Origin of the sequence: Bacillus sp. CCB-MMP212 (genome assembly GCF_022748145.1) — a bacterium.
Lineage (GTDB): Bacteria > Bacillota > Bacilli > Bacillales > Bacillaceae_G > Bacillus_A > Bacillus_A cereus.
The window spans coordinates 490,177-511,339 of record NZ_JALDQE010000004.1 but is presented as its reverse complement, the minus strand read 5'-3'; the positions used below and the strand labels follow the sequence as shown (position 1 = coordinate 511,339).

Sequence of the window (21,163 nt, the reverse complement as noted above, 5' to 3'; positions counted from 1 at the left end):
TTGGTGTGTCCCTCCTTAGATAACCTCATTTTTAGGAACCTTTAACATTACTTATCTTCGTTTAAGCCCTTTTCTAACGCTTTCCACGCTAATGTTGCACATTTAATACGTGCAGGGAACTTGCATACGCCTTGTAATGCTTCAATATCTCCTAAATCGATGCTGTCATCGTACTCTTTTCCTAGCATCATGTCAGAGAAAATTTTCGAAAGCTGAAGTGCTTCTTCAATTTTCTTACCTTTTACTGCTTGTGTCATCATTGAAGCTGAAGACATTGAGATTGAACATCCTTCGCCTTCAAACTTCGCCTCTTGCACAATACCTTCTTCTACTTTCATCGTAAGTTGAATACGATCGCCGCAAGTTGGATTGTTCAAGTTAACGGTAACACTATCTTCTAACACGCCATGGTTACGAGGATTTTTGTAATGATCCATAATAACTTGACGATATAACGTATCTAAATTATTAAATGACATTTGTGAAATACTCCTTTGTCTTGATTAGCGATTCAACAAATGTATCAATTTCTTCTTTTGTATTATATAAATAGAAGCTCGCACGTGCTGTTGAAGAAGCTTTTAGCCACTTCATAAGCGGTTGTGCACAGTGATGTCCTGCGCGAACTGCAATGCCTTCTACATCTAATACAGTCGCTACATCGTGAGGATGTACGTCTTCAATATTAAATGTAACAAGACCAGCGCGATGCTTTGGACCATAAATTGTAACGCCATCTACTTCTGATAGTCTTTCTAAAGCGTATTGCGCTAATTCATGCTCATGCTTTTCAATATTATCAAGACCGATTTCTTCTAGGAAATCAATTGCCGCACCAAGTCCGATTGCATTACCGATAATCGGTGTACCTGCTTCAAACTTCCACGGAAGCTCTTTCCAAGTAGATTCTTGTAAATCTACGAAATCAATCATTTCACCACCAAATTCAATTGGCTCCATATTGTTTAGCAATTCTTTCTTACCATATAATACGCCGATACCTGTAGGTCCGCACATCTTATGAGCAGATAATGCGTAGAAATCACAGTTTAAATCTTGTACATCCACTTTCATGTGAGGTGTACTTTGTGCACCATCAACGACCATAATTGCTCCGTTTTCGTGTGCGATTGCTCCGATTTCTTTTACAGGGTTAATCGTTCCAAGTACGTTTGATACTTGCATAATAGAAACGATTTTTGTATTCGGTGTAACAGTTTGACGAACATCTTCTAAAGAAATTGTACCGTCTGGTTGAAGCGGAAGGTATTTCAAAGTTGCACCAGTTTTCTTCGCAACTTGTTGCCACGGAATGATGTTACTATGGTGCTCCATGTAAGAAATAACGATTTCATCGCCCTCTTTTACATTTTCAAGGCCATAGCTAGCTGCTACTGTATTTAATGCAGTTGTCGTTCCGCGCGTGAAAATAATCTCTTCCATTGATTTCGCGTTAATAAACTTGCGAACTTTCTCACGTGCACCTTCATACGCGTCGGTAGCTTTCGTACCGAGCGTATGAACACCGCGATGCACGTTAGAATTATATTCTTTATAGTAACGTTCTAACGTTTCAATGACTTGAATTGGTTTTTGAGAAGTTGCTGCACTATCGAAATAAACAAGTTGTTTGCCGTTCACTTTTTGATCAAGAATTGGAAACTGTTTGCGTATTTCATGAATATTCATTAGCGAACTTTCCTTTCAATTACCTCAACAAGCTGTGCTTTTACTCCTTCAATTGGAAGCTCATTAACTACAGGTGCTAAGAATCCATGGATGACTAAACGTTCTGCTTCGCGTTTTGGAATACCACGGCTCATCAAGTAGTATAATTGGTACGGATCTACGCGGCCTACTGAAGCTGCGTGACCTGCCATAACATCATCTTCATCAATTAAAAGAATTGGGTTCGCATCACCGCGAGCTTTTTCGTCTAGCATAAGAACGCGAGAAGATTGTTGTGCATTTGATTTAGATGCACCGTGTTCAATCTTACCAATTCCATTAAAGATAGATGTTGCACTATCTTTTTGTACACCGTGTTTTAAAATCCAACCTTCAGAGTGTTTACCGAAGTGAACAACTTTAGTTGTAAAGTTTTGTGTTTGGTTACCACGGCCAATTGTTACTGTTTTCGTATCAGCATATGAACCGTCGCCCATTAAGTTCGTAACGTTCTCTGAAATTGTGTTTCCATCATTCATAAGGCCTAGAGCCCAATCAATGCGGCCGTCGCGTCCAACAACACCGCGGCGGTTAACGTAAGTTGTTACGTCTTTTGCTAATAGATCAACCGCACCGAATTTCACTTGTGCGCCTTGTTCCACGATTACTTCTGCTACGATATTTGCAATACCTTTAGCATTTTCATTTGCAACATAGTTTTCTACATAAGTTGCAGTACTGTTCGCATCAGCTACGAATAATACGTGGTTATATACGTTAGCTTCTTCGCCGTCTACTAAGAATACAGCTTGAAGTGGAGTTTCAAGAACAACGTTTTTCGGAACATATACGAATGCACCGCCGTTGATTAATGCAGCATGAAGTGCAGTTAGACGATGCTCGTCTACTTTCACGCCGTCTTTCATTAAATACTTTTGTAGTAGTTCAGCATGCTCTGTTGCAGCTGTTACGATATCTGTGAAAATAACACCTTTGTCTTTTGCTTCGTCTGCTAAAGAAACGAACGCAGTTGTACCAGTACGTTGCACTAATACGCTGTTATTTTCATCGATTAAGTTTTTCACTGCTTCTGGAAGCTCTGTTAAAGAACTTACAGGCTCTTGCTTAGCAGCGTCGCCTTTTCCGATAAAGTCCCATTTTTCAATTTTCGTTTTATCAGGCGTTGGCATTGGAAGTTCTGTTGCTTGTGCAAGAGCTTGTAAGCGGAACTCAGTCAACCAAGCAGCTTCGTTTACTTCGCTTGCGCGTTGACGGATTGTTTCTTGATCGAAAGGTAATGTACCGATTGTCATGTTTATGCTCCTCTCTTACGCTTCTTGCTCTGTTGTTTCGTCTTCAATACCTAATTCTTTTTTAATCCAGTCGTAACCTTCAGCTTCTAGACGTTGTGCAAGCTCAGGGCCACCAGATTTAACGATACGACCGTTCATCATAACGTGAACGAAGTCTGGAGTGATGTAGTTTAATAAGCGTTGGTAATGCGTAATCATTAGGCAACCGAACTCTTCGCCGCGCATTTGGTTAATACCTTTAGATACAACTTTTAATGCATCGATATCAAGACCTGAGTCGATTTCATCTAAGATTGCGATTTTTGGCTCAATCATCATTAATTGAAGAATTTCGTTACGCTTTTTCTCTCCACCAGAGAAACCTTCGTTTAAGTAACGTTGTGCCATTTCTGGATCCATTTCTAGGAATTCCATGTTTTTATCTAATGTACGGATAAATTTCATAAGAGAAATTTCATCGCCTTCTTCACGACGTGCGTTAATTGCAGAACGTAAGAAGTCAGCGTTTGTTACTCCGCTAATTTCACTTGGATATTGCATTGCTAGGAATAGACCCGCTTGTGCGCGCTCGTCTACTTCCATTTCTAATACATCTTCACCGTCAATGATGATGCTACCTTCTGTTACTTCATACTTTGGGTGACCCATAATTGCAGAAGATAAAGTTGATTTACCTGTTCCGTTAGGTCCCATAATTGCGTGGATTTCTCCACCTTTTACTTCAAGGTTTACACCCTTTAAAATTTCTTTGCCGTCAATTGATACGTGTAAGTCTTTAACCGTTAATGTAGAACCAGCCATCTCAATACCTCCATTAATCCTATATATACATTTTAAAAATTCCTAAAACGTTCATATTCTCATTTTATTCTCATTCTAATTTTATATCAAATAAAATGATATCGCAAACGACGAAAAAAAGTAACCGTTTTTTCACAAATGTATATAAGTATTTCCTTTACATCTTTCTATGATACACCTTTCTTCTTATTTATATAAAGAAAAAAGGACTGGTAATTTCCCAGTCCTTTCCTTATATTTATTCACTTACCGGAAGTACAGCACCTTTATATTCTTTATTAATAAAATCTTGAATTTCTTTTGAATGTAACACTTCTACTAGCTCTTTAATTTCTTTTTTCTTCTCATCACCTTTACGAACTGCAATGATGTTTGCATACGGAGAGTCTGCTCCTTCAATCGCAATTGCATCCTTCGTTGGATTTAATTTTGCATCAATTGCATAGTTCGAATTAATGAATAAAGCATCTCCCTCATTATTTTCATACAACTTCGGTGAAAGTCCAGGTTCAACATCTGTTTTAAATTTTAAGTTTTTCGGATTTTCGACTACATCTTTTACTGTCGCCTTAACCACATCTACACCATCTTTAAGCTTAATCACGCCGCCTTTTTGTAACAATGCTAACATACGGCCACGCTCCGCTACGTTATTACTCATAATCACTGTCCCGCCATCTGGTAAGTCTTTTAAGCTTTTATATTTCTTAGAATAAATGCCCATTGGCTCTAAATGGATTTTTCCTGCGTTTACAATTTTATATCCTTTTTCTTGGATTTCTTTATCTAAGTAAGGAATGTGTTGGAAGTAGTTCGCATCAATTTCCTTATCCGCTAACGCTTTATTCGGCAACACATAATCTTGGAATTTTTTAATTTCTAATTTAATACCCTTTTTCTCTAATATCGGCTGTGCCTTTTCTAAAATAACAGCGTGTGGCACGTTAGAAGCTCCAACAACAAGCTTATTCTCATCTTTCCCTCCGCAAGCAGCTAATGTAAATACAGACAGCGCTGTAACAACTGACAATAGAATCTTTTTCATATGATGTCCCCTTCTCCCCAATAGTTATGTAGTTATGAAAAAGAGCTGGCATCAGACCAGCCCTTTTCAGCAATTATTCTTTTACAGGAACAACTGCCCCTTTATATTCTTTATTAATGAAGTCTTCAATTTCTTTAGAATGTAATACTTCTACAAGAGCTTTAATCTCTTTCTTATCTTTATCGCCTTTACGAACAGCTACTATGTTTGCGTACGGTGAATCATTTCCTTCAATTGCAATGGCATCTTTTTCCGGATTTAACTTTGCATCAATTGCATAGTTAGAGTTAATTAAAACAGCATCGCCTTCTTTATTGTTATACACTTGTGGCAATAAACCAGGCTCGATATCCGTTTTGAATTTTAGATTTTTCGGATTATCTGCAATATCTTTTGGAGTTGCTTTAACTGGATCTATTCCGTCTTTAATCTTTAAAATGCCTTCTTTTTGTAAAATCGCTAAACCACGTCCATGATCAGCAACTGAATTACTCATAATGATTGTTGCACCGTCCGGAAGCTCTTTTAAGCTCTTATATTTTTGAGAATATACACCAATTGGCTCTAAATGAATTTTTCCTGCTACTTCAAAGTCATATTTTTTATCTTTAATTTCTTTTTCTAAATACGGAATGTGCTGGAAGTAGTTTGCATCTAAATCCTTATCCGCTAACGATTTATTTGGTAATACGTAGTCTTGGAATTTTTTAATTTCTAACTCAATTCCTTTTTTCTCAAGTAACGGTTTTGCCTTTTCTAAAATTTCAGCGTGCGGTACGTTAGAAGCACCAACAACAAGTTTCTTTTCATCTTTATCTTTCCCGCCACAAGCAGCTAAACCAAAAATTGAAGTTGAAATAAGTGCCGTAAGTAATAATTTTTTCATTTGAAACATCCTCCCGTTTTTTATTATCGTTTATCTATTCGAGTCGTTAAACTATCACCAATCCACTGAATTAAAAATACAACTAGTAATACACAAATTGTCGCAACGATTGTTACATCGTTATTCCCTCTCTGGAATCCTTCTAAGTAAGCAAGTGTTCCAAGACCACCAGCACCAACAACTCCCGCCATTGCTGTATAGCCTACTAAAGCAATTGTCGTAACTGTAATACCAGATACTAATGCTGGTAACGATTCTGGAATCAATACTTTTAAAATAATTGTGCTTGTTTTTGCTCCCATTGCTTTTGAAGCTTCAATTACACCTTTATCAATTTCGCGAAGTGCGATTTCAACCATTCTCGCGTAGAATGGTGCCGCTCCAATAATTAAAGCTGGCAGCGCTGCACTTGCTCCAAGAATTGTTCCAAGAAGAATCTTTGTGAATGGGATTAATAAAATAATTAAAATGATGAACGGTATAGAACGGAATATGTTTACGAATGCTCCAATCACCGTATTAATTGATTTGTTTTCCCATAAATTATCTTTCGCTGTCATGAAGAGTAACAATCCTAAAATTAGTCCTAAAACAAATGTCGCAAGAGCTGCGATTGCCGTCATATATAACGTTTCACCAGTTGCTTCTAACATTTGATTCCAATCAACATTTGCGAGTAACTTATCCATGTGCAATCACCTCCAGCTCTACTTGATCTTGATGAATTCCTTCTATTGCTTGCTGGATCGCTGTTTCCTCACCATTTAAATGAACAACTAAACTACCGTAAGAACCGTTATTCGTTTGTGCGATATTTCCTTGCAAAATGCTAACTTCTATATCACTGCGTTGCATCAATCGTTGAAGCACTGGTCTTTCTACAGCCTCACCGATAAACTGCAAACGAATCACTTTTCCATCTGGATATTTTTCAATTAAACTTTCAATCGTTTCATTTGTATCTTCAGAATCTGTTAACTGCTGTACAAATCGTTTCGTAATATCTTGCTTCGGATTACGGAATACATCAAGTACTGGACCCGTTTCTACAATCTTTCCTCTCTCCATTACCGCCACTCGATTACAAATCTTTCGAATTACGTGCATCTCATGTGTAATGAGTACAATTGTTAAACCAAGGCGCTTATTAATGTCTAATAGTAAATCCAAAATTTGATCTGTCGTTTCTGGATCAAGAGCTGACGTTGCCTCATCACATAAAAGTACTTGTGGGTTGTTAGCTAATGCTCTTGCAATCCCAACGCGTTGTTTTTGTCCCCCGCTCAGCTGAGATGGGTACGCGTCTCCTCTTCCTTCTAATCCAACAAGATGAATTAATTCATCAACACGTTTTCTTCTCTTCGTTTTATCAACACCTGCAATTTCAAGTGGAAACTCTATATTTTCACTTACAGTTCGTGACCAAAGTAAGTTGAAGTGCTGAAAAATCATTCCGATTTCTTGCCTTGCCTTACGAAGTTCACTTCCTGTAATTGCTGATATAACACGATTCGCAATTGTAATTTGGCCAGAAGTCGGTTTCTCTAACTGATTAAACAATCTGATTAAAGAACTTTTCCCAGCGCCGCTATATCCGATAACACCAAATATTTCGCCTTTTTCTATTTTTAAATTGGCGTTATCTACAGCAGTGACATCACCGCTTTTCGCCTTATATATTTTCCTTACATTCTCTAATAGAATCATGATGTTCACCCCTTTTTTGTTTAGGTCGACTCCGCAATTTTTTATTTTTAATGCGTGTAGTCCACTGTTATCATTACTTTTATTATTTGAATGTCCTCCACATTCAAACAATAAAAAAACCTTTCTGCTTTAGAGAAGCAGAAAGGTTTATATGCGTATATAACAACATTATCCCTCTCTCTCATCTCTCAAAGCATTCGCTTTGCAGGAATTGGCACCATTTCAACATAAGTTGACGGTTGCCGGGCTTCACAGGGCACAGTCCCTCCACCTCTCTTGATAAGAGAAATCAGATTCAATTTTCGTCTGATTTGAAATTTATGAAATTGTCTATATTTTATGACTTGAATTGTATCAATATACACTCACCATGTCAACAGAAATTTTCGTAAAAAATGAAACTTCAGAATTTTAAGCACCTACTGACATCGGTTTACATATATGAAACATCGATTCCACTAATAACATCGTTCGGTACGTTCCTGAATATTGTACACGTCCATCATTCATTAACATTTGCAATCGTACATTTCCATTCACCAATTGTTCTATATCCTTTTCGTCTAAGCAAATGATTTGTTCCGTTCCTCTTTCCTCATGTACCAGCTCTATATAATCTCTTGAAATTTGTAACGAACAACTTTCATCTCTAAAGCGGAAATTAACAGTTTTTTCTTCTTGTCTTAAAAGTGGCTCTAAATGATATTGACCATTAGCGTAATTTACAAATGATTGAAGCAAAGAATATAATCTCACCCTAAATCACATCCTTCATATCACTTTCTATTACATACCATTCCCTCTCACTAAAGAGCAATCCTGTTATTTTCGCTCGACAAATACTGTATCCATCCTGCATCTCGACATATTTCCCAAGAAATATGTCGAGGCGGCAAAAATTTTGCCGCCTACTTTAATTCCGTATATAAATATTCAACCGAATGAAATGCATATATCTTCTTCATCAGTGTCCCATTTTCAAAAACAAGTAAACAAGGTACACTTTCAATCCCATACTCTTTCGCTAAATGCGGAGCATAATTTAAATCTAACATCCCAATTTTGAGGCCTTCAATTGTCATCTCAACGACTGTTAACATCTTTTTTGCTAATTGGCATGTTCCACACATTGGAGTATATACATATAACACTGTTTTTTCTTCATTCTCTATTAGGGCTGTAGCTTCGGCTCCTGTCCAATCGATCACTTCTATCATTCCTTACCGTAAATATTCTGTATAAACGTCAATGTCGGCTCCCCATAATACATTTGCTAAGTGTGTAGATGGCGCAGTTGCCACTTCTCGGTACGAGCGATCAATATAGATATGCTCGGCTTGCGGAAATTCTTTTCGAAATTGTTTCCTTAACTTTTCTCCAGCATCATCAGCATCCACTAGCACATACACTTCCTTATCAAAAAACTGATCAACAAGCTCATCCATTTTCGACAAACCAATTGTACCATTTGTACAAACAATTTCCACTGGTTCACGAATAATAGATTCAATCTTTCTTCTATCTGATGTACCTTCTACAATAATGACTTTTTCCACATAAATCATATGTCATCACCCGATCACCATATACTATACAACCTTGAACTTAGTATATAGTATATTCGTTATTTTCATGTTGTTTCCTGTTTATTTTTGCAAAAGAAAAGCGAAACCGACTGTTTAGCCCTGTTGGCTAAGGTTCTTCCGTACAGAAGACGCTTTTTGTCTTCTCGTGCGGAAGGTTCTTAGACATGAAGGGCTAGGAGTTGGAGCTAGACAATGAAAAGCGCAAGCGGCTCATTTAGATTTTGAGGGGGATGGAGCTTCTGACGTAGAGGCGCTTTTTGCCTTGTAGGAAGAAGCGAAGCCACCGAACAATCTAGTCGCTGGAGCTAGACAACGAAAAACAAAAACGGCTAGACCTGCATAAAGATTAAACGAAAAAGTTTTTTCAAAAAACGTTCTCCTACACGATAATTAGTATATGATTCTACATTCATTATTTTACACAAAATAAAAAAGGACAGCACAAAGGCTGTCCTTTAGTCGACTATAATTAGTCTTGGTTTGTCATTTCTGCATATTTTTCTGCAGTTAATAACTTCTCAACTTGGCTTGCATCAGAAAGTTCAACTTTAACCATCCATGCACCCTCGTATGGAGATTCGTTAACAAGTTCTGGTTGGTCACTTAATTCTTCGTTTACTGCTACAACTTTACCGCTTACAGGTGCGTATAACTCAGAAACTGTTTTAACAGATTCTACGCTTCCGAATGGCTCGTCAGCTTCGATTGTTGCACCTACTTCAGGAAGTTCAACGAATACGATATCACCTAGCTCACCTTGTGCAAAGTGAGTGATACCGATAACAACTTCATTACCTTCAGTTTTTACCCATTCGTGTTCTTCAGAGTAACGTAAATTATTTGGAATGCTCATGACTGTACCTCCAGTGAATGTATTAATTATGTAAAAATACCTTATTGGTACTTTTTCCACACACTTTCAAACTGCTCTTCGTTAAAACCAAGTGTTACATTCGTTCCATCTGTTACAATTGGACGTTTGATCAACATGCCATCAGATGCTAAAAGCTCATACATTTCGTCTTCGCTTGCATCTTTCAACTTATCTTTCAGACCAAGTTCACGGTAACGCATTCCACTTGTATTAAAGAATTTTTTTAATGGTAATTCACTTTTTTCATGTAAATTACGTAAATCTTCTTTTGATGGTGGATTTTCAACAATATGAATCATCTCATATGCTACATCGTTTGCCTCAAACCATTTCTTTGCCTTTTGACATGTGCCACACTTTGGATATGAATAAAATGTTACTGTCATAAATTCACCTACTTTTTTACTAACCTTTACCTTTATCATATAGAAAACGTTTTATTATTTCAAACCATTATTCGCTAAACTTTTACTTATTTCGTGATAATTTTTAATAATCCTGCGAATTTTTCTTATTTTTCCGCCATTTGTTAAGAAAAAAATAAATATATAAATTTTTTTAGATTCTGCACCAAACATATATCTTAAACAAGCGTTTGATTAATTTCTTATTTTTCTTTGTTAACCTTTGAACTACATGAGTTTCTTTCTACCGAACATACAGCTTAAACAAACGTTTGATTAATTCTCCATTTTTCTTTGTTAACCTTTGAGCTGCATCGATTTCTTCCTACCGAACATACAGCTTAAACAAACGTTTGATTAACTCCCTATTTTTCTTTACTAACCCCTGGGCTGCATCGGTTTCTTCCTATAGTCACAAAACTTGGAAACAATTCACATGACAAAGGCGCACAGATAAAAGGAACTAACGATTTTGGCCGTAATAGTGAGAGAATTCCATGATGATTAAGAAATTACTACAAAGAAAAAGCCATGCATACACATGACTTTCATAGCATACTCACTTCTATATTCAATAGAAATTAAAGTGAATTATATTTCTTTACTTTTAAAGGAATATAATTCACATATAAATCTATAGCATAAGTAATAATCAAAATTACTTTTCCTTCATCAGCAAATTTCACTTACAGAAACTGTTCTGAAATTTTCCTTTTTCCCCATCTCTTTGGAAGCCATTCAACTCCTAAGAACATAATAATAATCCCTCTACTTATTAACTAGCTACTTTTCTTTTTTCCATGATATTTCAAATTCCCCACCATGTTCTTCTGTTATAATTTTAACTTTATATGTATCATCTTTAGACACTTTAATATTATTTTCGCCTTTTCCACTATTAACTTCCAGTATTGTATTATCATCTGAATCTAAAACATAAGCCTTTATGGTTCCTTGCTTAGTTTTATCATCAAAAGTAAATATCCAGCTTTCACCTTTTTTTACATCCATATCTTGAGTTGCAAAACCTGTGAAACTTTTATACTTTCCATCTATACTATTTGAACCTCCATGAACCTTACCACCAACAATCGTTCCCTCTCTTGTAAAACAACCACTAAGAACCACCAAACATAGAACAAATAATAATGTATTTTTAATAGTTTTCAACATCATTCCCCCTTATTCTCACAATAAATACCCCCTATTTACATTCAAAAAAACTATAGCATCTATAATATTATTTTAACTCTTCACGCAACTCCATTTACATATCCAGTAAAAATCACCTCTGATATATGTTCATGATTAAAAAACATATATCAGAGGTTGAAATATTTCCGATAGGATAATAACAAGCTACATAATCCCAAGTTTTCTTAGTTTTTGAATCTTCTTGTTTTCTATCATATATCATCAATGATTGTTCCCATGTTTTAAATTTCACAGCTGAACCAATCGGAAGTAATGTATCTTTCTCTACTTTCTCCATTTTAATTCACCTCTTTATTTAATGAAAAATTTACCTATTTTATATAAAATTAAAAAACTAATAGGAACTGTAATTAAATATATCAATGAAAAGATTATTTTTCTTTTAAATTATATGTAACATCAAACATTGTAAAAATAATAGTACCAAAAAAACAAATAACAAAAAGAATTATTAAAATTTTTTTCAAACTTTCTAAAGTCATAAAAAATAATCCTTTTTATTTTATCTTTACTTCAACACCTGTACCCACAGGACTAGCTCCAGGCCCCCAAGGGAAATTTACTTTAAATCCACTTGAACTTACCTTAAAAGAACCACCCGTTTGTCCAAGTGAGGGTGAACCCCGATATGTAAATCATGATTTGTAAATGGTATAGGTATATCTATACCCACTTCATATTTTGCTAAAGAGGCCTCCTCCCCAAGTTCAAAACCATTTTTATCTATTTTATCAGCAACTTCTGTATTCCCCATACTTAAACTAGCTTCTACATAAAAAAATAAGAAGCCTCGTTTACAGGCTCCTTCATCATCGACTTAAGTAATCCGAAATGGTTTGAAATACTACTATATACATATTATGAATATTTCGATCGGAAACAGTATCATTATATAATCCCATACCCCAATATTGACCTTCAGGGTTCCCCATATTTACAAACCCTTGCGTATATGTCATCGTTTTATCCTTTGGGGTATTATCATAATCTAAATCCTTGTTAGTAAAAATTAAATACGGTCTATCTTGCAAACCAATAAAAAACACCGGCTTCTTTAACGATAAAAATAAGTCCGTATACTGCTCCTTTGATGCCTCTTTAAAATATTCTTTCATAACGAAAAAACCATCAACTTTTGCTGATTTCTCCTGCATTTCTTCTAACTTTATACTTTCAAACTTTACATTCCTAAACGTATCTTTCGGCTTTTCTCCAACAACTCCAATTACGAGTGCTCTTCCGTTATATTCTAATTTTTCTCCTTCGTTATTCTTTGCACACCCAGCACCTACTAGGCATAACAATATAAAAACTAAAAAATATGATAAACGCTTCATTTAGCACCCTCACCCTTCTTTTTAGTCAAGTGACAAAAACGTAAGGTTAATTCAAGAAAATGTAAGTAAAATCGATAGCCCAATTCACGTTTCTATATTATAATCAATTGAATTTACTTACATTACTAAACATAGGAGATCAACATGAAGAAATTTAAACTTTCATCTTTTCTTCCGTTAAGTTATATACTTCTACTCGTACTCGTAAGTCCCCTTTACGACGTATTAAATAAATCGACTGTTCACGCAGTAGACGTTACAACTGTAGTAGATGATTGGATTCCATTTGTAAAAGCATTTATTATTCCTTATTTACTTTGGTTTCCATACTTATACGGCGCACTTATTTATTACTGCTTCGCTGACCGAAAGCAATATTATGTCACTTTAAGTAGTGTTATTTTTGGAAAGCTTGCTTGTTTTTCTATTTATTATTTTTGGCAAACAACTGTACCGCGTCCGACTGTCGTTGGAACAGATGTATTTTCTGAACTAGTTCGCTATATTTATAGTATCGATCAACCGGTAAACTGTTTCCCTAGCATTCACGTTCTTACTACATTTGTAATTATGTTAGCTGCCTTTAAGCGTAGAGAGCAACATGCTTTTGAATATTACATCCTTACTTTCTTCGGTACACTTATTATTTTATCAACGCTATTTACGAAGCAACATGCCTTTGTAGATGCCGTTTCTGGAATGACACTCGCAAGCATACTATACTTCGGCGTTCAACTCTTATTGGCCAAAGAATCAATAAGAGTTCCAGTAAAACAAAATCATAGAATGTAACATGAAAAAAAAAGCAGACTGTGGCTTCTCAGTCTGCTTTTATCTATTATTAAGGAGATGTTCAATTTAAGATTGCGGTACAGTCATATCACCAGAATGAATACGACCTGCTTTTTTAAGAGCAATGTAAAGTATATAAGAAACAGCTACTGGAATGACGATATAAGTAATTACCATCGCCGGGAGAACTTCCCATCCTTCGCTGGAAATTAAATTAATTGGTGCGATAAGAGAACTTAATCCAAGACCTGCAATTTCTTTTCCTGCTTCCAGTTGGAAAATTAATGCGGATACCGGACCGACTATAGCACTGGCGACGACAGTTGGGACGAGAATCATTGGATTTTTAGTGATATTTGGCAACTGTACTTTCGGAGTACAAAGAGCTTGAGCTAATATGCCACCTAAATTGTTTTCTTTTGCTGAGATGACAGAGAATCCGATAAACTGAGCAACGCATCCGGCAAGAGCTGCACCACCTGCAACACCGTCTAAGCTAAGTGCGATCGCTAACGCAGCTGATGAAGCTGGAGAGATAAGTAATAGTCCCCAAACTACTGCAATGACGATAGAAGCGATAAACGGGCTACCAGCTGAGCTATCTTTAATGAACGCTCCAACTGCATTTAAAACAGGAGTAATATTATGAGATAACCAAATACCAACTAAACCAGAACCTAATATGGCCGCAAATGGAACGAGCATCATATCTAAAGCAGTTTTTCCGCTTAAACGTTTACCAATATATACAGCTAAAGTTGCTGTTAATAATGCACCGATTGGCTCACCTGTTTTAATAATTAGACCAGCTTCAGTAATTGAAATGGATCCGGCACCAATCGCTCCGGCTACCATCGCTGAGAAGATTACAAGACCGTTTGCACCGAGCATAAAAGCAATGCCGGCACCAATCGCTGGTGCCATTAGTGATTTTGCAACAACTCCGATTGTAATAAGTAATGGTATATCAACAATTCTTCCTATATTTTCGATTAGTAAACCAATTCCGAGGGATACGAAAATACCTTGTGCGATACCAGCAGATGCTTTAAATACACGAGACATTATATATTCCTTCATTTGTTTCACCTTCTCCTATAAGTTAGTAACCAATTGTTTTCATATAATCACGTAAAATATCGTTTGATTTTGCGAATCGAGATTCTTCATCCTCTGTTAAATTGAGTTCTACAACTTCTCTTATACCGTCTCTAGTAATAATAGCGGGTACTCCTGTACAAATATCATATTCACCGTACTCACCATCTAAAATGGCTGATACAGCAATGACACGGTGATCATCATTAAAGATTGAGCTTGCAATATATGCTAGAGAATTTCCGATTCCGTAATAAGTAGTTCCTTTACGTTTATAAATTTCCCATCCGGCTTTTGCAGTCTTCTCAACGATTTCATCTAAATCTATTTCACCAAATCGTTCTTTTTGTTCTTCTAAAATTTGTAGAATTGGCTTTCCACCAACAGTTACATGAGACCAAGCAACCATTTGAGAATCACCATGTTCTCCTAATGAATACCCATGAATACTACGAGGGTCTACATGTAGCATTTCAGATAAAATTGTTCTTAAGCGAGAAGAATCTAGTGATGTACCAGTACCGATTACGCGATTTCTAGGTAATCCAGATAATTTCCACACTTGATATGTAATAATATCAACTGGGTTCGATGCAAGTAAGAAAATACCATCAAATCCACTTGCCATTACACCACCAACAACACTTTCCATAATCTTCGCACTCGCTCCTAAAGTATCTAAGCGACTTTGTCCAGGTTTTGGTGCTGGCCCTGCTGTAATAATAACAATGTCCATATCTTTGCAGTCTTCATAGCTTCCTGCATATACTTTTGTTCTTGTATTTGTAAAGTTAATGCAATGTGATAAATCCATTGCTTCCCCAACTGCACGTTCATGATTTATATCAATTAATAATAGCTCTTCGCAAATACCTTGATTCACAATAGAATACGCACAACTTGATCCAACTAATCCAGTACCGATAATTGCAATTTTTCTTGTATGTCTTTTCATAGCAATCTCTCCTAAGTGATCATATAATCTATTTCTTTTGTTCTTTACACTCCTAATTATAGAGGTTCTCACGATAGAAACCATGGATACTTTGTGAAATATTGAGCAAAGTTTTTGTCCTTTTTGTGAATTGTCATATTCCATTTTCGTCATATTTGTTACAACTGGAAAAATATTTATTATGTATTTATTGACATATACAAAAAGAAAACGAACGAATAGATTCGCTCGTTTTCTTTTCCCTATTGTTCCGCACTTAATTGACTTTTTAATTGCTGTACAATCATCGGATTAGCAGGTGCTGCCGGTTTGTAATAACTCTTTTGCTTTGCGTACTCATACATATTACGTTGGCGCGCCTCGTCTTGATTACGAATTTGAATTAACGTTTGATGTAACTGTTCATTATCAGACTGAGCAATATAATTTGCATAGCTTGTTAAACTTGCATTTAATCCTGCTAAATAATCATTTACCATATCTTTTTCATTCATCTTTCTCTTCCTCCTATCCTAGGAAAGTCATTAATTGCTGTTTCGTATTTCGTGCATCTTGCGCATCTTTTTGTAGCATTTGTTTCAGTTGTGGATCTGTACACGTCTGTGCATACTGCTCCAACTTGTTAATAATCGTTGCATGTCCACCAATTAAATGACGTAAGTTTTCTACTTCAAGCTCTGTTAAGTTTTGCATATAACATACCCGCCTTTCTTTGTTCATTCATCATTAGTATTTGGTTCTTTTTGGATTGTATTCATCAACTTTTCCCACATATAAACAAAATAAAAGATGAATAGCTAGGCCATTCATCTTTTATGCTAAATATTCATTCAATTTTATAAAGAAACAATCATACTTATACTCACAAGTAAGTTCCATATAATGTGTAAAATAATACTAGGTATAATAGATTGCGTCTTTTTGTATAACATAGCAAATACAATCCCCATAATCATTGCCGTAACCGGAAAACCACCATGAAGAATCCCAAAGATAAAGGAAGAAATAATAATACCAACTAGAAAACTATATTTCTTTTCAAAAAATCGATACAAAATACCTCTATATAAAATTTCTTCTTTAATTGGTGTAATTATAGCAACACTTAACACATATATAATACTTTGTAGACTATTTTGAAGCCCTAAGCTCCCTAATTGATCTCGTTGCTGCTCTGCACTTTCAAAGCTAAACAACTCTAATATTACATACTGAGTTAATGCAATGATGATAAAACCTATTAATAAATACAAGTAGGTTTTCCCATTTTTTAAAATAGATACATCCCATATGTTCTTAATAAAATGAAGCACTGGTTTATACGCAAATAAAACAATAGTAACAACAGCTGCATCAAATAGAAGTAAATAATATCCCTCTAAATTAGCACGTAATACCTCTTCTCCAAAAATTCCAAGGGCTAAAGCAAGGAATAATCCCCCTAAGAGTGAGAACCCTAGAATGCTTGCAATCGTTACAACTAGATTTTTATATGTTATGTTATCTACTTCTCTTTCTGCATTATACGCGTCTAATACTGTTTTTCTCATACTATTCCTCCATTTGTTTTCATTACCTTAACAAAAAACCTTTAATGCAAATATATAGATAATATAACAATTTTTTCAAAAAGAATAATATGCAATTTTACATATCATGAAAGCTTTGTATTATATAGTTTTTGGAATTAGATTACTATAGAATAATTATTAGATGAAATCCCAAAAATTTCTTATCTATCCACCATAACTCTCGCATCATATAAAATTTATTAGTTAAAGGAGCAATGAACATGAAAACACATGACTTCCTTACAGGAATCCAGAAGGGCTCTGAGCCTAGTCCATATCAAGATCCTATTGCTTTTATTTTCGTTTGCCTTTCCGTAGCTATATACACATTTTTCAAACCTGCTAAATAATATCATGTAATGAGAAAAAGCCTACCGCTCTTTTCGAATCATATGCACTAAAAAACCTTAGAATCACTTCTAAGGTTTTTGTTTGCCTCGTTTCTTATTCACGTAATCCTTTAATAAACGTTTCCAATAATACATGTAAACTTGTATCTAAATCTAACGGCAAACCAAATCCACCTTGCTGTTCAATTGACGCAAACCCATGACAAATACTTCTAAATCCACGTGTCGCATGAAGTGCATTCTCTCCTTCTAAGCCATACTGTTGTAAAACCTGAAGACAAAGCTTTACAATTCCGTCACCTGCTTTTCTTACTTCTTCATCTCGTAAAAAAGTTGCTTCATATAGTCCAGGATGTTTTCGGACAAATGCTACATATGCTTCTCCTAATGCATGAATTGCTTCATCCATCTGTTTATCCTCGGCCGCTTCTTCCAGTTTGTTATGCAACTGTTGTATTCCGTAAATACCAAGATGTTTCCGTACATCTTGTAACCCTTTTACATGATTATATAGTGAGGGCGAACGTATCCCTAACCTTTGCGCTAATGAAGCTAACGTTACTTCTTGTATTCCATTTGTATCTGCAATTTCTGCAGCTGTTTCTACAATTTTCTGTAATGTAAGTCCGATTCTCGGTGACATAAATTACCCCTCTCTCTTACTTTCTATATTCCGCTTCGCTTCCTTAATAGAAAGCTCTATGACGGCCCCTGGATTTTTTATCATTTTTCCGTGCCCTGCCGCAAGCAAGGAAGGTTCATATTCACTTAGCTTCTGTGCACTTTGTAATGATATTTCTTTGCTCCACGTTGCCATCGCTGGAAACGGAAACCAAAATTTCATTTGTCCCGAAACAGCCATACCTCCTCTTGTTTGAAATGCATCCCCAACAATAAGAGCTTTATTTCGTATATCAAGAAACGACATGGATCCTGGTGTATGTCCCGGTGTCATAATCGCAAGAAGCGATCCAACTCGGTCGCCATCTTCTAATAAAACATCAGGTACCGTTTTTACTTTTTTAGGTACACCGCCTTTTATCGGTATATTCGGTTCATCCTTTTGTAACGTCGTATCTCCTTCTAACAGCTTTGCGTCCCGCTTAGAAATATGGACTGGAACATGAGGAAGTACTTCCTTTAATGCATCTAATGCACCGATGTGATCATCATGCGCATGTGTTAATACAATCTTAGTAATTGGTTTTCCTATTTTCTCAGCCGCCTGTAAAATACCTTTTGCGCTATATGGCAAAGCCGCGTCAATTAAAGTTAAACCATCATCTTCCTCTACAAAGTAACAATTTACAGGAAACGCTCTTGGCAAAAATGACAATTGATATAACGTTTTTTCATGTATCATCCTCATAGTCCCATCTCCCTTTTCACGAAAACTAATACCATTAGTTTTATTATACTAATGGTATTAGTTTTATGTCACTAAAAATTTCTTTTTTTCAAAAAAAAGAACAGTAGCCGTATAAACGACTACTGTTCTTTAAAGATATTAAACTGTGTAACGCTCATCTTCTAAAATTTTCGCAGCGATTTCACGTTTCTTCGGAATTACGTTAAGTGGTGTGTGGCGAGTTAATTTACGTAATGATGATAACATCATGCGCAGCATGTCGCCGTTTTCAACTGCGATAAGTGTTTCTTTCGCGTCTGCTTCGATTTCGTTAAATGCTTCTTGGCAGAATACTTCAGTGTATAACACTTTTTGTTTATTCTTTTCAAGACCAGTTGTTTTGATTGCTTTTTCTGTACGAAGAACAGCTGATTCCATTGCGTATAGGTTGCTTACGATGTCAGCGATATTCACAAGAATTTCTTGCTCTTTATCTAATGCTTTACCGTATTTTTGAGCAGCTAATCCAGCTACCATTAAGCCTATTTTCTTCGCATTAGTTACTAAATACTTTTGAAGTGCTAATGGCTCATCGCCTACTTCTTCTGGCATCATCATCATTAACTCTTCTTGTAATTTTTGTGCTTTTTGAAGAAGTGGTAATTCACCTTTCATCGCTTTACGTAAGAACGTACCTGGTACGATTAGGCGGTTAATTTCGTTCGTTCCTTCGAAAATACGGTTAATACGAGAATCGCGGTACATTCTTTCAATCTCGTATTCTGCCATAAATCCGTAACCACCGTGAATTTGAACACCTTCATCTACTGTATAGTCTAATACTTCAGAACCGAATACTTTGTTTAAAGAGCACTCGATTGCATATTCAGCGATAGAAGCTGCTACTGCTTTACCGTCTTTTACTTCTTCTTCAGATAATGTGCTCATGCGGCTTTCGAATAAACCTACTGTACGATATACAGAACTTTCAGCTGCATATGTTTTTGCTGCCATATTCGCAAGTTTCTCTTGAATTAATGGGAAGCGAGCGATTGGTTGCTTGAACTGTTGACGTTGGTTTGCATATTGTGCTGAAATTTCTACTGCACGTTTTGCAGATCCAACTGTACCAACACCTAATTTATAACGACCGATATTTAAAATGTTGAATGCGATAATATGACCTTTACCGATTTCACCAAGTAGGTTTTCTTTCGGTACTAACGCATCTTCTAAAATTAACGTACGAGTTGAAGAACATTTAATACCCATTTTCTTCTCTTCAGGGCTTGTAGATACACCAGCGTATTCTTTCTCTACGATAAATGCTGAGAAATGCTCTCCATCAATTTTTGCATATACAACGAATACGTCAGCGAATGCAGAGTTTGTAATCCACTGTTTTTCACCGTTTAATACATAGTGTGTACCTTCTGCATTTAAACGTGCAGTTGTTTTTGCGCCTAATGCGTCAGATCCTGAACCTGGCTCAGTTAATGCGTATGCAGCTAATTTTTCACCAGTTGCAAGTAATGGTAAATACTTTTTCTTTTGCTCTTCGTTACCGAATAATACGATTGGTAAAGATCCGATACCTACGTGAGCACCGTGAGTGATTGCAAAGCCGCCAGCGCGAGAGAATTTCTCTGCGATTAACGCTGAGCTTACTTTATCAAGACCAATCCCACCGTACTCTTCTGGTACGTCAGCGCCTAATAAACCAAGCTCCCCAGCTTCTTTTAAAAGACGAACTGAACGATCAAATTCATGTTGCTCTAAATATTCAAGCTCTGGAAGAACTTCATTTACGATAAAGTCCTCTGTCGTTTTTGCAATCATTTTATGCTCAGATGAAAAATCTTCTGGCGTAAACACTTGATCAATCGTAATCTCATCAACTAAAAAGCTACCGCCTTTAACCGCATTTCCTACTGTTTTTTCCATGAAAATTTCCTCCTTCATATTTTCATGAGCAGCTTCTCTCTTTTTGAAAGAAGCTGGCTCTCCCGTTTATTTTTTATAAACCTTTGTTGCTTCCATTCTTTGCTTTAGCGTCGTCTCGTTCTGAGCAAGCCGCTTACACTTTTTTTATAATCCAGTTCCAGTGGCTAGAACAGTCGGTCGTTTCACCCCTTCCTGTGAGGCAAAAAGCGCCTCTTCGTCAGGGCTTCCAACGCCCTCCTGTTCTGAGCGAGCCACCTGCACTTTTTATC

The 21,163-nt window shown here is 36.1% G+C and carries 24 protein-coding genes, 3 pseudogenes and 1 riboswitch; of the genes and pseudogenes, 1 reads left to right on the top strand and 26 read right to left on the bottom strand.

Translation table 11 applies throughout. From position 1 onward, the window contains the following. Positions 1-47: 47 nt before the first annotated feature. The 18 genes and pseudogenes from sufU to MRP26_RS14275 form a co-directional block, all read right to left on the bottom strand. On the bottom strand, positions 48-479 hold the full coding sequence (sufU, locus tag MRP26_RS14355) for a Fe-S cluster assembly sulfur transfer protein SufU (protein ID WP_000009523.1): 432 nt from the start codon (positions 477-479) through the stop codon (positions 48-50). After that, a complete protein-coding gene (sufS, locus tag MRP26_RS14350; protein ID WP_001020767.1) occupies positions 469-1,689 on the bottom strand; it encodes a cysteine desulfurase SufS in 1,221 nt (406 codons plus the stop codon). Before sufS ends, sufU begins: the two co-directional genes overlap by 11 nt. Further along, positions 1,689-2,981, bottom strand: a complete 1,293-nt coding sequence (gene sufD / locus MRP26_RS14345; protein ID WP_000152173.1) for a Fe-S cluster assembly protein SufD — start codon at positions 2,979-2,981, stop codon at positions 1,689-1,691. The genes sufS and sufD overlap by 1 nt, the downstream gene beginning before the upstream one ends. 15 nt (positions 2,982-2,996) lie before the next feature. Beyond that, positions 2,997-3,782, bottom strand: a complete 786-nt coding sequence (gene sufC, locus MRP26_RS14340; RefSeq protein ID WP_000929163.1) for a Fe-S cluster assembly ATPase SufC — start codon at positions 3,780-3,782, stop codon at positions 2,997-2,999. Positions 3,783-4,020: 238 nt separating this feature from the next. After that, entirely contained in the window at positions 4,021-4,827 is an 807-nt protein-coding gene (gene metQ, locus MRP26_RS14335; RefSeq protein WP_000722397.1) for a methionine ABC transporter substrate-binding lipoprotein MetQ, read from the bottom strand. Positions 4,828-4,900: 73 nt separating this feature from the next. After that, the gene (gene metQ, locus MRP26_RS14330; RefSeq protein WP_053563423.1) at positions 4,901-5,713 is read right to left on the bottom strand and encodes a methionine ABC transporter substrate-binding lipoprotein MetQ; all 813 of its coding nucleotides are present in this window, start codon (positions 5,711-5,713) and stop codon (positions 4,901-4,903) included. Positions 5,714-5,736: 23 nt separating this feature from the next. After that, positions 5,737-6,402, bottom strand: coding sequence for a methionine ABC transporter permease (locus MRP26_RS14325; protein WP_000359401.1), 666 nt, complete (start codon positions 6,400-6,402; stop codon positions 5,737-5,739). Beyond that, a complete protein-coding gene (locus MRP26_RS14320) occupies positions 6,395-7,420 on the bottom strand; it encodes a methionine ABC transporter ATP-binding protein (protein ID WP_242806216.1) in 1,026 nt (341 codons plus the stop codon). The genes MRP26_RS14325 and MRP26_RS14320 overlap by 8 nt, the downstream gene beginning before the upstream one ends. Positions 7,421-7,598: 178 nt before the next feature. Next, a riboswitch (SAM riboswitch) is annotated at positions 7,599-7,706 on the bottom strand. A gap of 125 nt (positions 7,707-7,831) precedes the next feature. Further along, the gene (locus MRP26_RS14315) at positions 7,832-8,176 is read right to left on the bottom strand and encodes a hypothetical protein (protein ID WP_001242140.1); all 345 of its coding nucleotides are present in this window, start codon (positions 8,174-8,176) and stop codon (positions 7,832-7,834) included. Positions 8,177-8,328: 152 nt separating this feature from the next. Continuing rightward, positions 8,329-8,637 carry a thioredoxin family protein gene (locus tag MRP26_RS14310; RefSeq protein WP_002025020.1) on the bottom strand — a complete coding sequence of 103 codons (309 nt, stop codon included), beginning with the start codon at positions 8,635-8,637 and terminating at the stop codon, positions 8,329-8,331. 3 nt (positions 8,638-8,640) lie between these two features. Continuing rightward, positions 8,641-8,985, bottom strand: a complete 345-nt coding sequence (locus MRP26_RS14305) for a toprim domain-containing protein (RefSeq protein ID WP_000640870.1) — start codon at positions 8,983-8,985, stop codon at positions 8,641-8,643. Positions 8,986-9,475: 490 nt separating this feature from the next. Then, positions 9,476-9,859, bottom strand: coding sequence for a glycine cleavage system protein GcvH (gene gcvH / locus MRP26_RS14300; protein ID WP_000026896.1), 384 nt, complete (start codon positions 9,857-9,859; stop codon positions 9,476-9,478). A 41-nt stretch (positions 9,860-9,900) separates the two neighbouring features. Beyond that, the gene (locus tag MRP26_RS14295; RefSeq protein WP_000218968.1) at positions 9,901-10,266 is read right to left on the bottom strand and encodes an arsenate reductase family protein; all 366 of its coding nucleotides are present in this window, start codon (positions 10,264-10,266) and stop codon (positions 9,901-9,903) included. Positions 10,267-11,067: 801 nt separating this feature from the next. Then, on the bottom strand, positions 11,068-11,457 hold the full coding sequence (locus MRP26_RS14290; protein ID WP_000920743.1) for a hypothetical protein: 390 nt from the start codon (positions 11,455-11,457) through the stop codon (positions 11,068-11,070). Between the two features lie 80 nt (positions 11,458-11,537). Then, positions 11,538-11,776, bottom strand: a pseudogene (locus tag MRP26_RS14285) (DUF4176 domain-containing protein). A 14-nt stretch (positions 11,777-11,790) separates the two neighbouring features. Beyond that, positions 11,791-11,981: pseudogene (locus MRP26_RS30910) on the bottom strand (hypothetical protein). A 15-nt stretch (positions 11,982-11,996) separates the two neighbouring features. Continuing rightward, a pseudogene (locus tag MRP26_RS14280) lies at positions 11,997-12,253 on the bottom strand (hypothetical protein). A 55-nt stretch (positions 12,254-12,308) separates the two neighbouring features. Then, positions 12,309-12,836: a hypothetical protein gene (locus MRP26_RS14275; protein ID WP_000826910.1), complete on the bottom strand. Its 528-nt coding sequence runs from the start codon at positions 12,834-12,836 to the stop codon at positions 12,309-12,311. 144 nt (positions 12,837-12,980) lie between these two features. Here MRP26_RS14275 and MRP26_RS14270 point away from each other — a divergent pair, with 144 nt between their 5' ends. Further along, entirely contained in the window at positions 12,981-13,628 is a 648-nt protein-coding gene (locus tag MRP26_RS14270; protein WP_000713773.1) for a phosphatase PAP2 family protein, read from the top strand. A gap of 66 nt (positions 13,629-13,694) precedes the next feature. On the opposite strand, the gene MRP26_RS14265 is transcribed toward MRP26_RS14270, so the two are convergent. The 8 genes from MRP26_RS14265 to MRP26_RS14230 form a co-directional block, all read right to left on the bottom strand. Further along, positions 13,695-14,708 (bottom strand): PTS sugar transporter subunit IIC, encoded by a 1,014-nt coding sequence (locus MRP26_RS14265; RefSeq protein ID WP_000666168.1) that lies wholly within the window; start codon positions 14,706-14,708, stop codon positions 13,695-13,697. A 22-nt stretch (positions 14,709-14,730) separates the two neighbouring features. Next, positions 14,731-15,681, bottom strand: coding sequence for an L-lactate dehydrogenase (locus tag MRP26_RS14260; protein WP_000820649.1), 951 nt, complete (start codon positions 15,679-15,681; stop codon positions 14,731-14,733). A 242-nt stretch (positions 15,682-15,923) separates the two neighbouring features. Continuing rightward, positions 15,924-16,175, bottom strand: coding sequence for a spore coat protein (locus tag MRP26_RS14255; protein WP_001002982.1), 252 nt, complete (start codon positions 16,173-16,175; stop codon positions 15,924-15,926). Between the two features lie 13 nt (positions 16,176-16,188). After that, complete coding sequence (locus tag MRP26_RS14250; RefSeq protein ID WP_001180555.1) at positions 16,189-16,374, bottom strand: hypothetical protein; 186 nt, start codon at positions 16,372-16,374, stop codon at positions 16,189-16,191. A 143-nt stretch (positions 16,375-16,517) separates the two neighbouring features. Next, positions 16,518-17,231, bottom strand: a complete 714-nt coding sequence (locus MRP26_RS14245) for a CPBP family intramembrane glutamic endopeptidase (protein ID WP_242806215.1) — start codon at positions 17,229-17,231, stop codon at positions 16,518-16,520. A 465-nt stretch (positions 17,232-17,696) separates the two neighbouring features. Then, positions 17,697-18,245 carry a TetR/AcrR family transcriptional regulator gene (locus MRP26_RS14240; protein ID WP_029443535.1) on the bottom strand — a complete coding sequence of 183 codons (549 nt, stop codon included), beginning with the start codon at positions 18,243-18,245 and terminating at the stop codon, positions 17,697-17,699. Between the two features lie 3 nt (positions 18,246-18,248). Next, positions 18,249-18,971, bottom strand: a complete 723-nt coding sequence (locus MRP26_RS14235; RefSeq protein WP_029443536.1) for an MBL fold metallo-hydrolase — start codon at positions 18,969-18,971, stop codon at positions 18,249-18,251. A 138-nt stretch (positions 18,972-19,109) separates the two neighbouring features. After that, the gene (locus MRP26_RS14230) at positions 19,110-20,894 is read right to left on the bottom strand and encodes an acyl-CoA dehydrogenase family protein (protein WP_000416293.1); all 1,785 of its coding nucleotides are present in this window, start codon (positions 20,892-20,894) and stop codon (positions 19,110-19,112) included. Between the last annotated feature and the right edge of the window lie 269 nt (positions 20,895-21,163).

Coding starts and splice junctions, on each gene's coding strand:
- MRP26_RS14320 (WP_242806216.1), bottom strand. CDS start 7,420: ATGATTCTATTAGAGAATGTAAGGAAAATATATAAGGCGAAAAGCGGT.
- MRP26_RS14230 (WP_000416293.1), bottom strand. CDS start 20,894: ATGGAAAAAACAGTAGGAAATGCGGTTAAAGGCGGTAGCTTTTTAGTT.
- MRP26_RS14275 (WP_000826910.1), bottom strand. CDS start 12,836: ATGAAGCGTTTATCATATTTTTTAGTTTTTATATTGTTATGCCTAGTA.
- sufU (WP_000009523.1), bottom strand. CDS start 479: ATGTCATTTAATAATTTAGATACGTTATATCGTCAAGTTATTATGGAT.
- MRP26_RS14325 (WP_000359401.1), bottom strand. CDS start 6,402: ATGGATAAGTTACTCGCAAATGTTGATTGGAATCAAATGTTAGAAGCA.
- gcvH (WP_000026896.1), bottom strand. CDS start 9,859: ATGAGCATTCCAAATAATTTACGTTACTCTGAAGAACACGAATGGGTA.
- MRP26_RS14290 (WP_000920743.1), bottom strand. CDS start 11,457: ATGTTGAAAACTATTAAAAATACATTATTATTTGTTCTATGTTTGGTG.
- MRP26_RS14250 (WP_001180555.1), bottom strand. CDS start 16,374: ATGCAAAACTTAACAGAGCTTGAAGTAGAAAACTTACGTCATTTAATT.
- sufD (WP_000152173.1), bottom strand. CDS start 2,981: ATGACAATCGGTACATTACCTTTCGATCAAGAAACAATCCGTCAACGC.
- metQ (WP_000722397.1), bottom strand. CDS start 4,827: ATGAAAAAGATTCTATTGTCAGTTGTTACAGCGCTGTCTGTATTTACA.
- sufS (WP_001020767.1), bottom strand. CDS start 1,689: ATGAATATTCATGAAATACGCAAACAGTTTCCAATTCTTGATCAAAAA.
- MRP26_RS14235 (WP_029443536.1), bottom strand. CDS start 18,971: ATGAGGATGATACATGAAAAAACGTTATATCAATTGTCATTTTTGCCA.
- MRP26_RS14295 (WP_000218968.1), bottom strand. CDS start 10,266: ATGACAGTAACATTTTATTCATATCCAAAGTGTGGCACATGTCAAAAG.
- MRP26_RS14255 (WP_001002982.1), bottom strand. CDS start 16,175: ATGAATGAAAAAGATATGGTAAATGATTATTTAGCAGGATTAAATGCA.
- MRP26_RS14270 (WP_000713773.1), top strand. CDS start 12,981: ATGAAGAAATTTAAACTTTCATCTTTTCTTCCGTTAAGTTATATACTT.
- MRP26_RS14305 (WP_000640870.1), bottom strand. CDS start 8,985: ATGATTTATGTGGAAAAAGTCATTATTGTAGAAGGTACATCAGATAGA.
- sufC (WP_000929163.1), bottom strand. CDS start 3,782: ATGGCTGGTTCTACATTAACGGTTAAAGACTTACACGTATCAATTGAC.
- metQ (WP_053563423.1), bottom strand. CDS start 5,713: ATGAAAAAATTATTACTTACGGCACTTATTTCAACTTCAATTTTTGGT.
- MRP26_RS14245 (WP_242806215.1), bottom strand. CDS start 17,231: ATGAGAAAAACAGTATTAGACGCGTATAATGCAGAAAGAGAAGTAGAT.
- MRP26_RS14310 (WP_002025020.1), bottom strand. CDS start 8,637: ATGATAGAAGTGATCGATTGGACAGGAGCCGAAGCTACAGCCCTAATA.
- MRP26_RS14260 (WP_000820649.1), bottom strand. CDS start 15,681: ATGAAAAGACATACAAGAAAAATTGCAATTATCGGTACTGGATTAGTT.
- MRP26_RS14265 (WP_000666168.1), bottom strand. CDS start 14,708: ATGAAGGAATATATAATGTCTCGTGTATTTAAAGCATCTGCTGGTATC.
- MRP26_RS14240 (WP_029443535.1), bottom strand. CDS start 18,245: ATGTCACCGAGAATCGGACTTACATTACAGAAAATTGTAGAAACAGCT.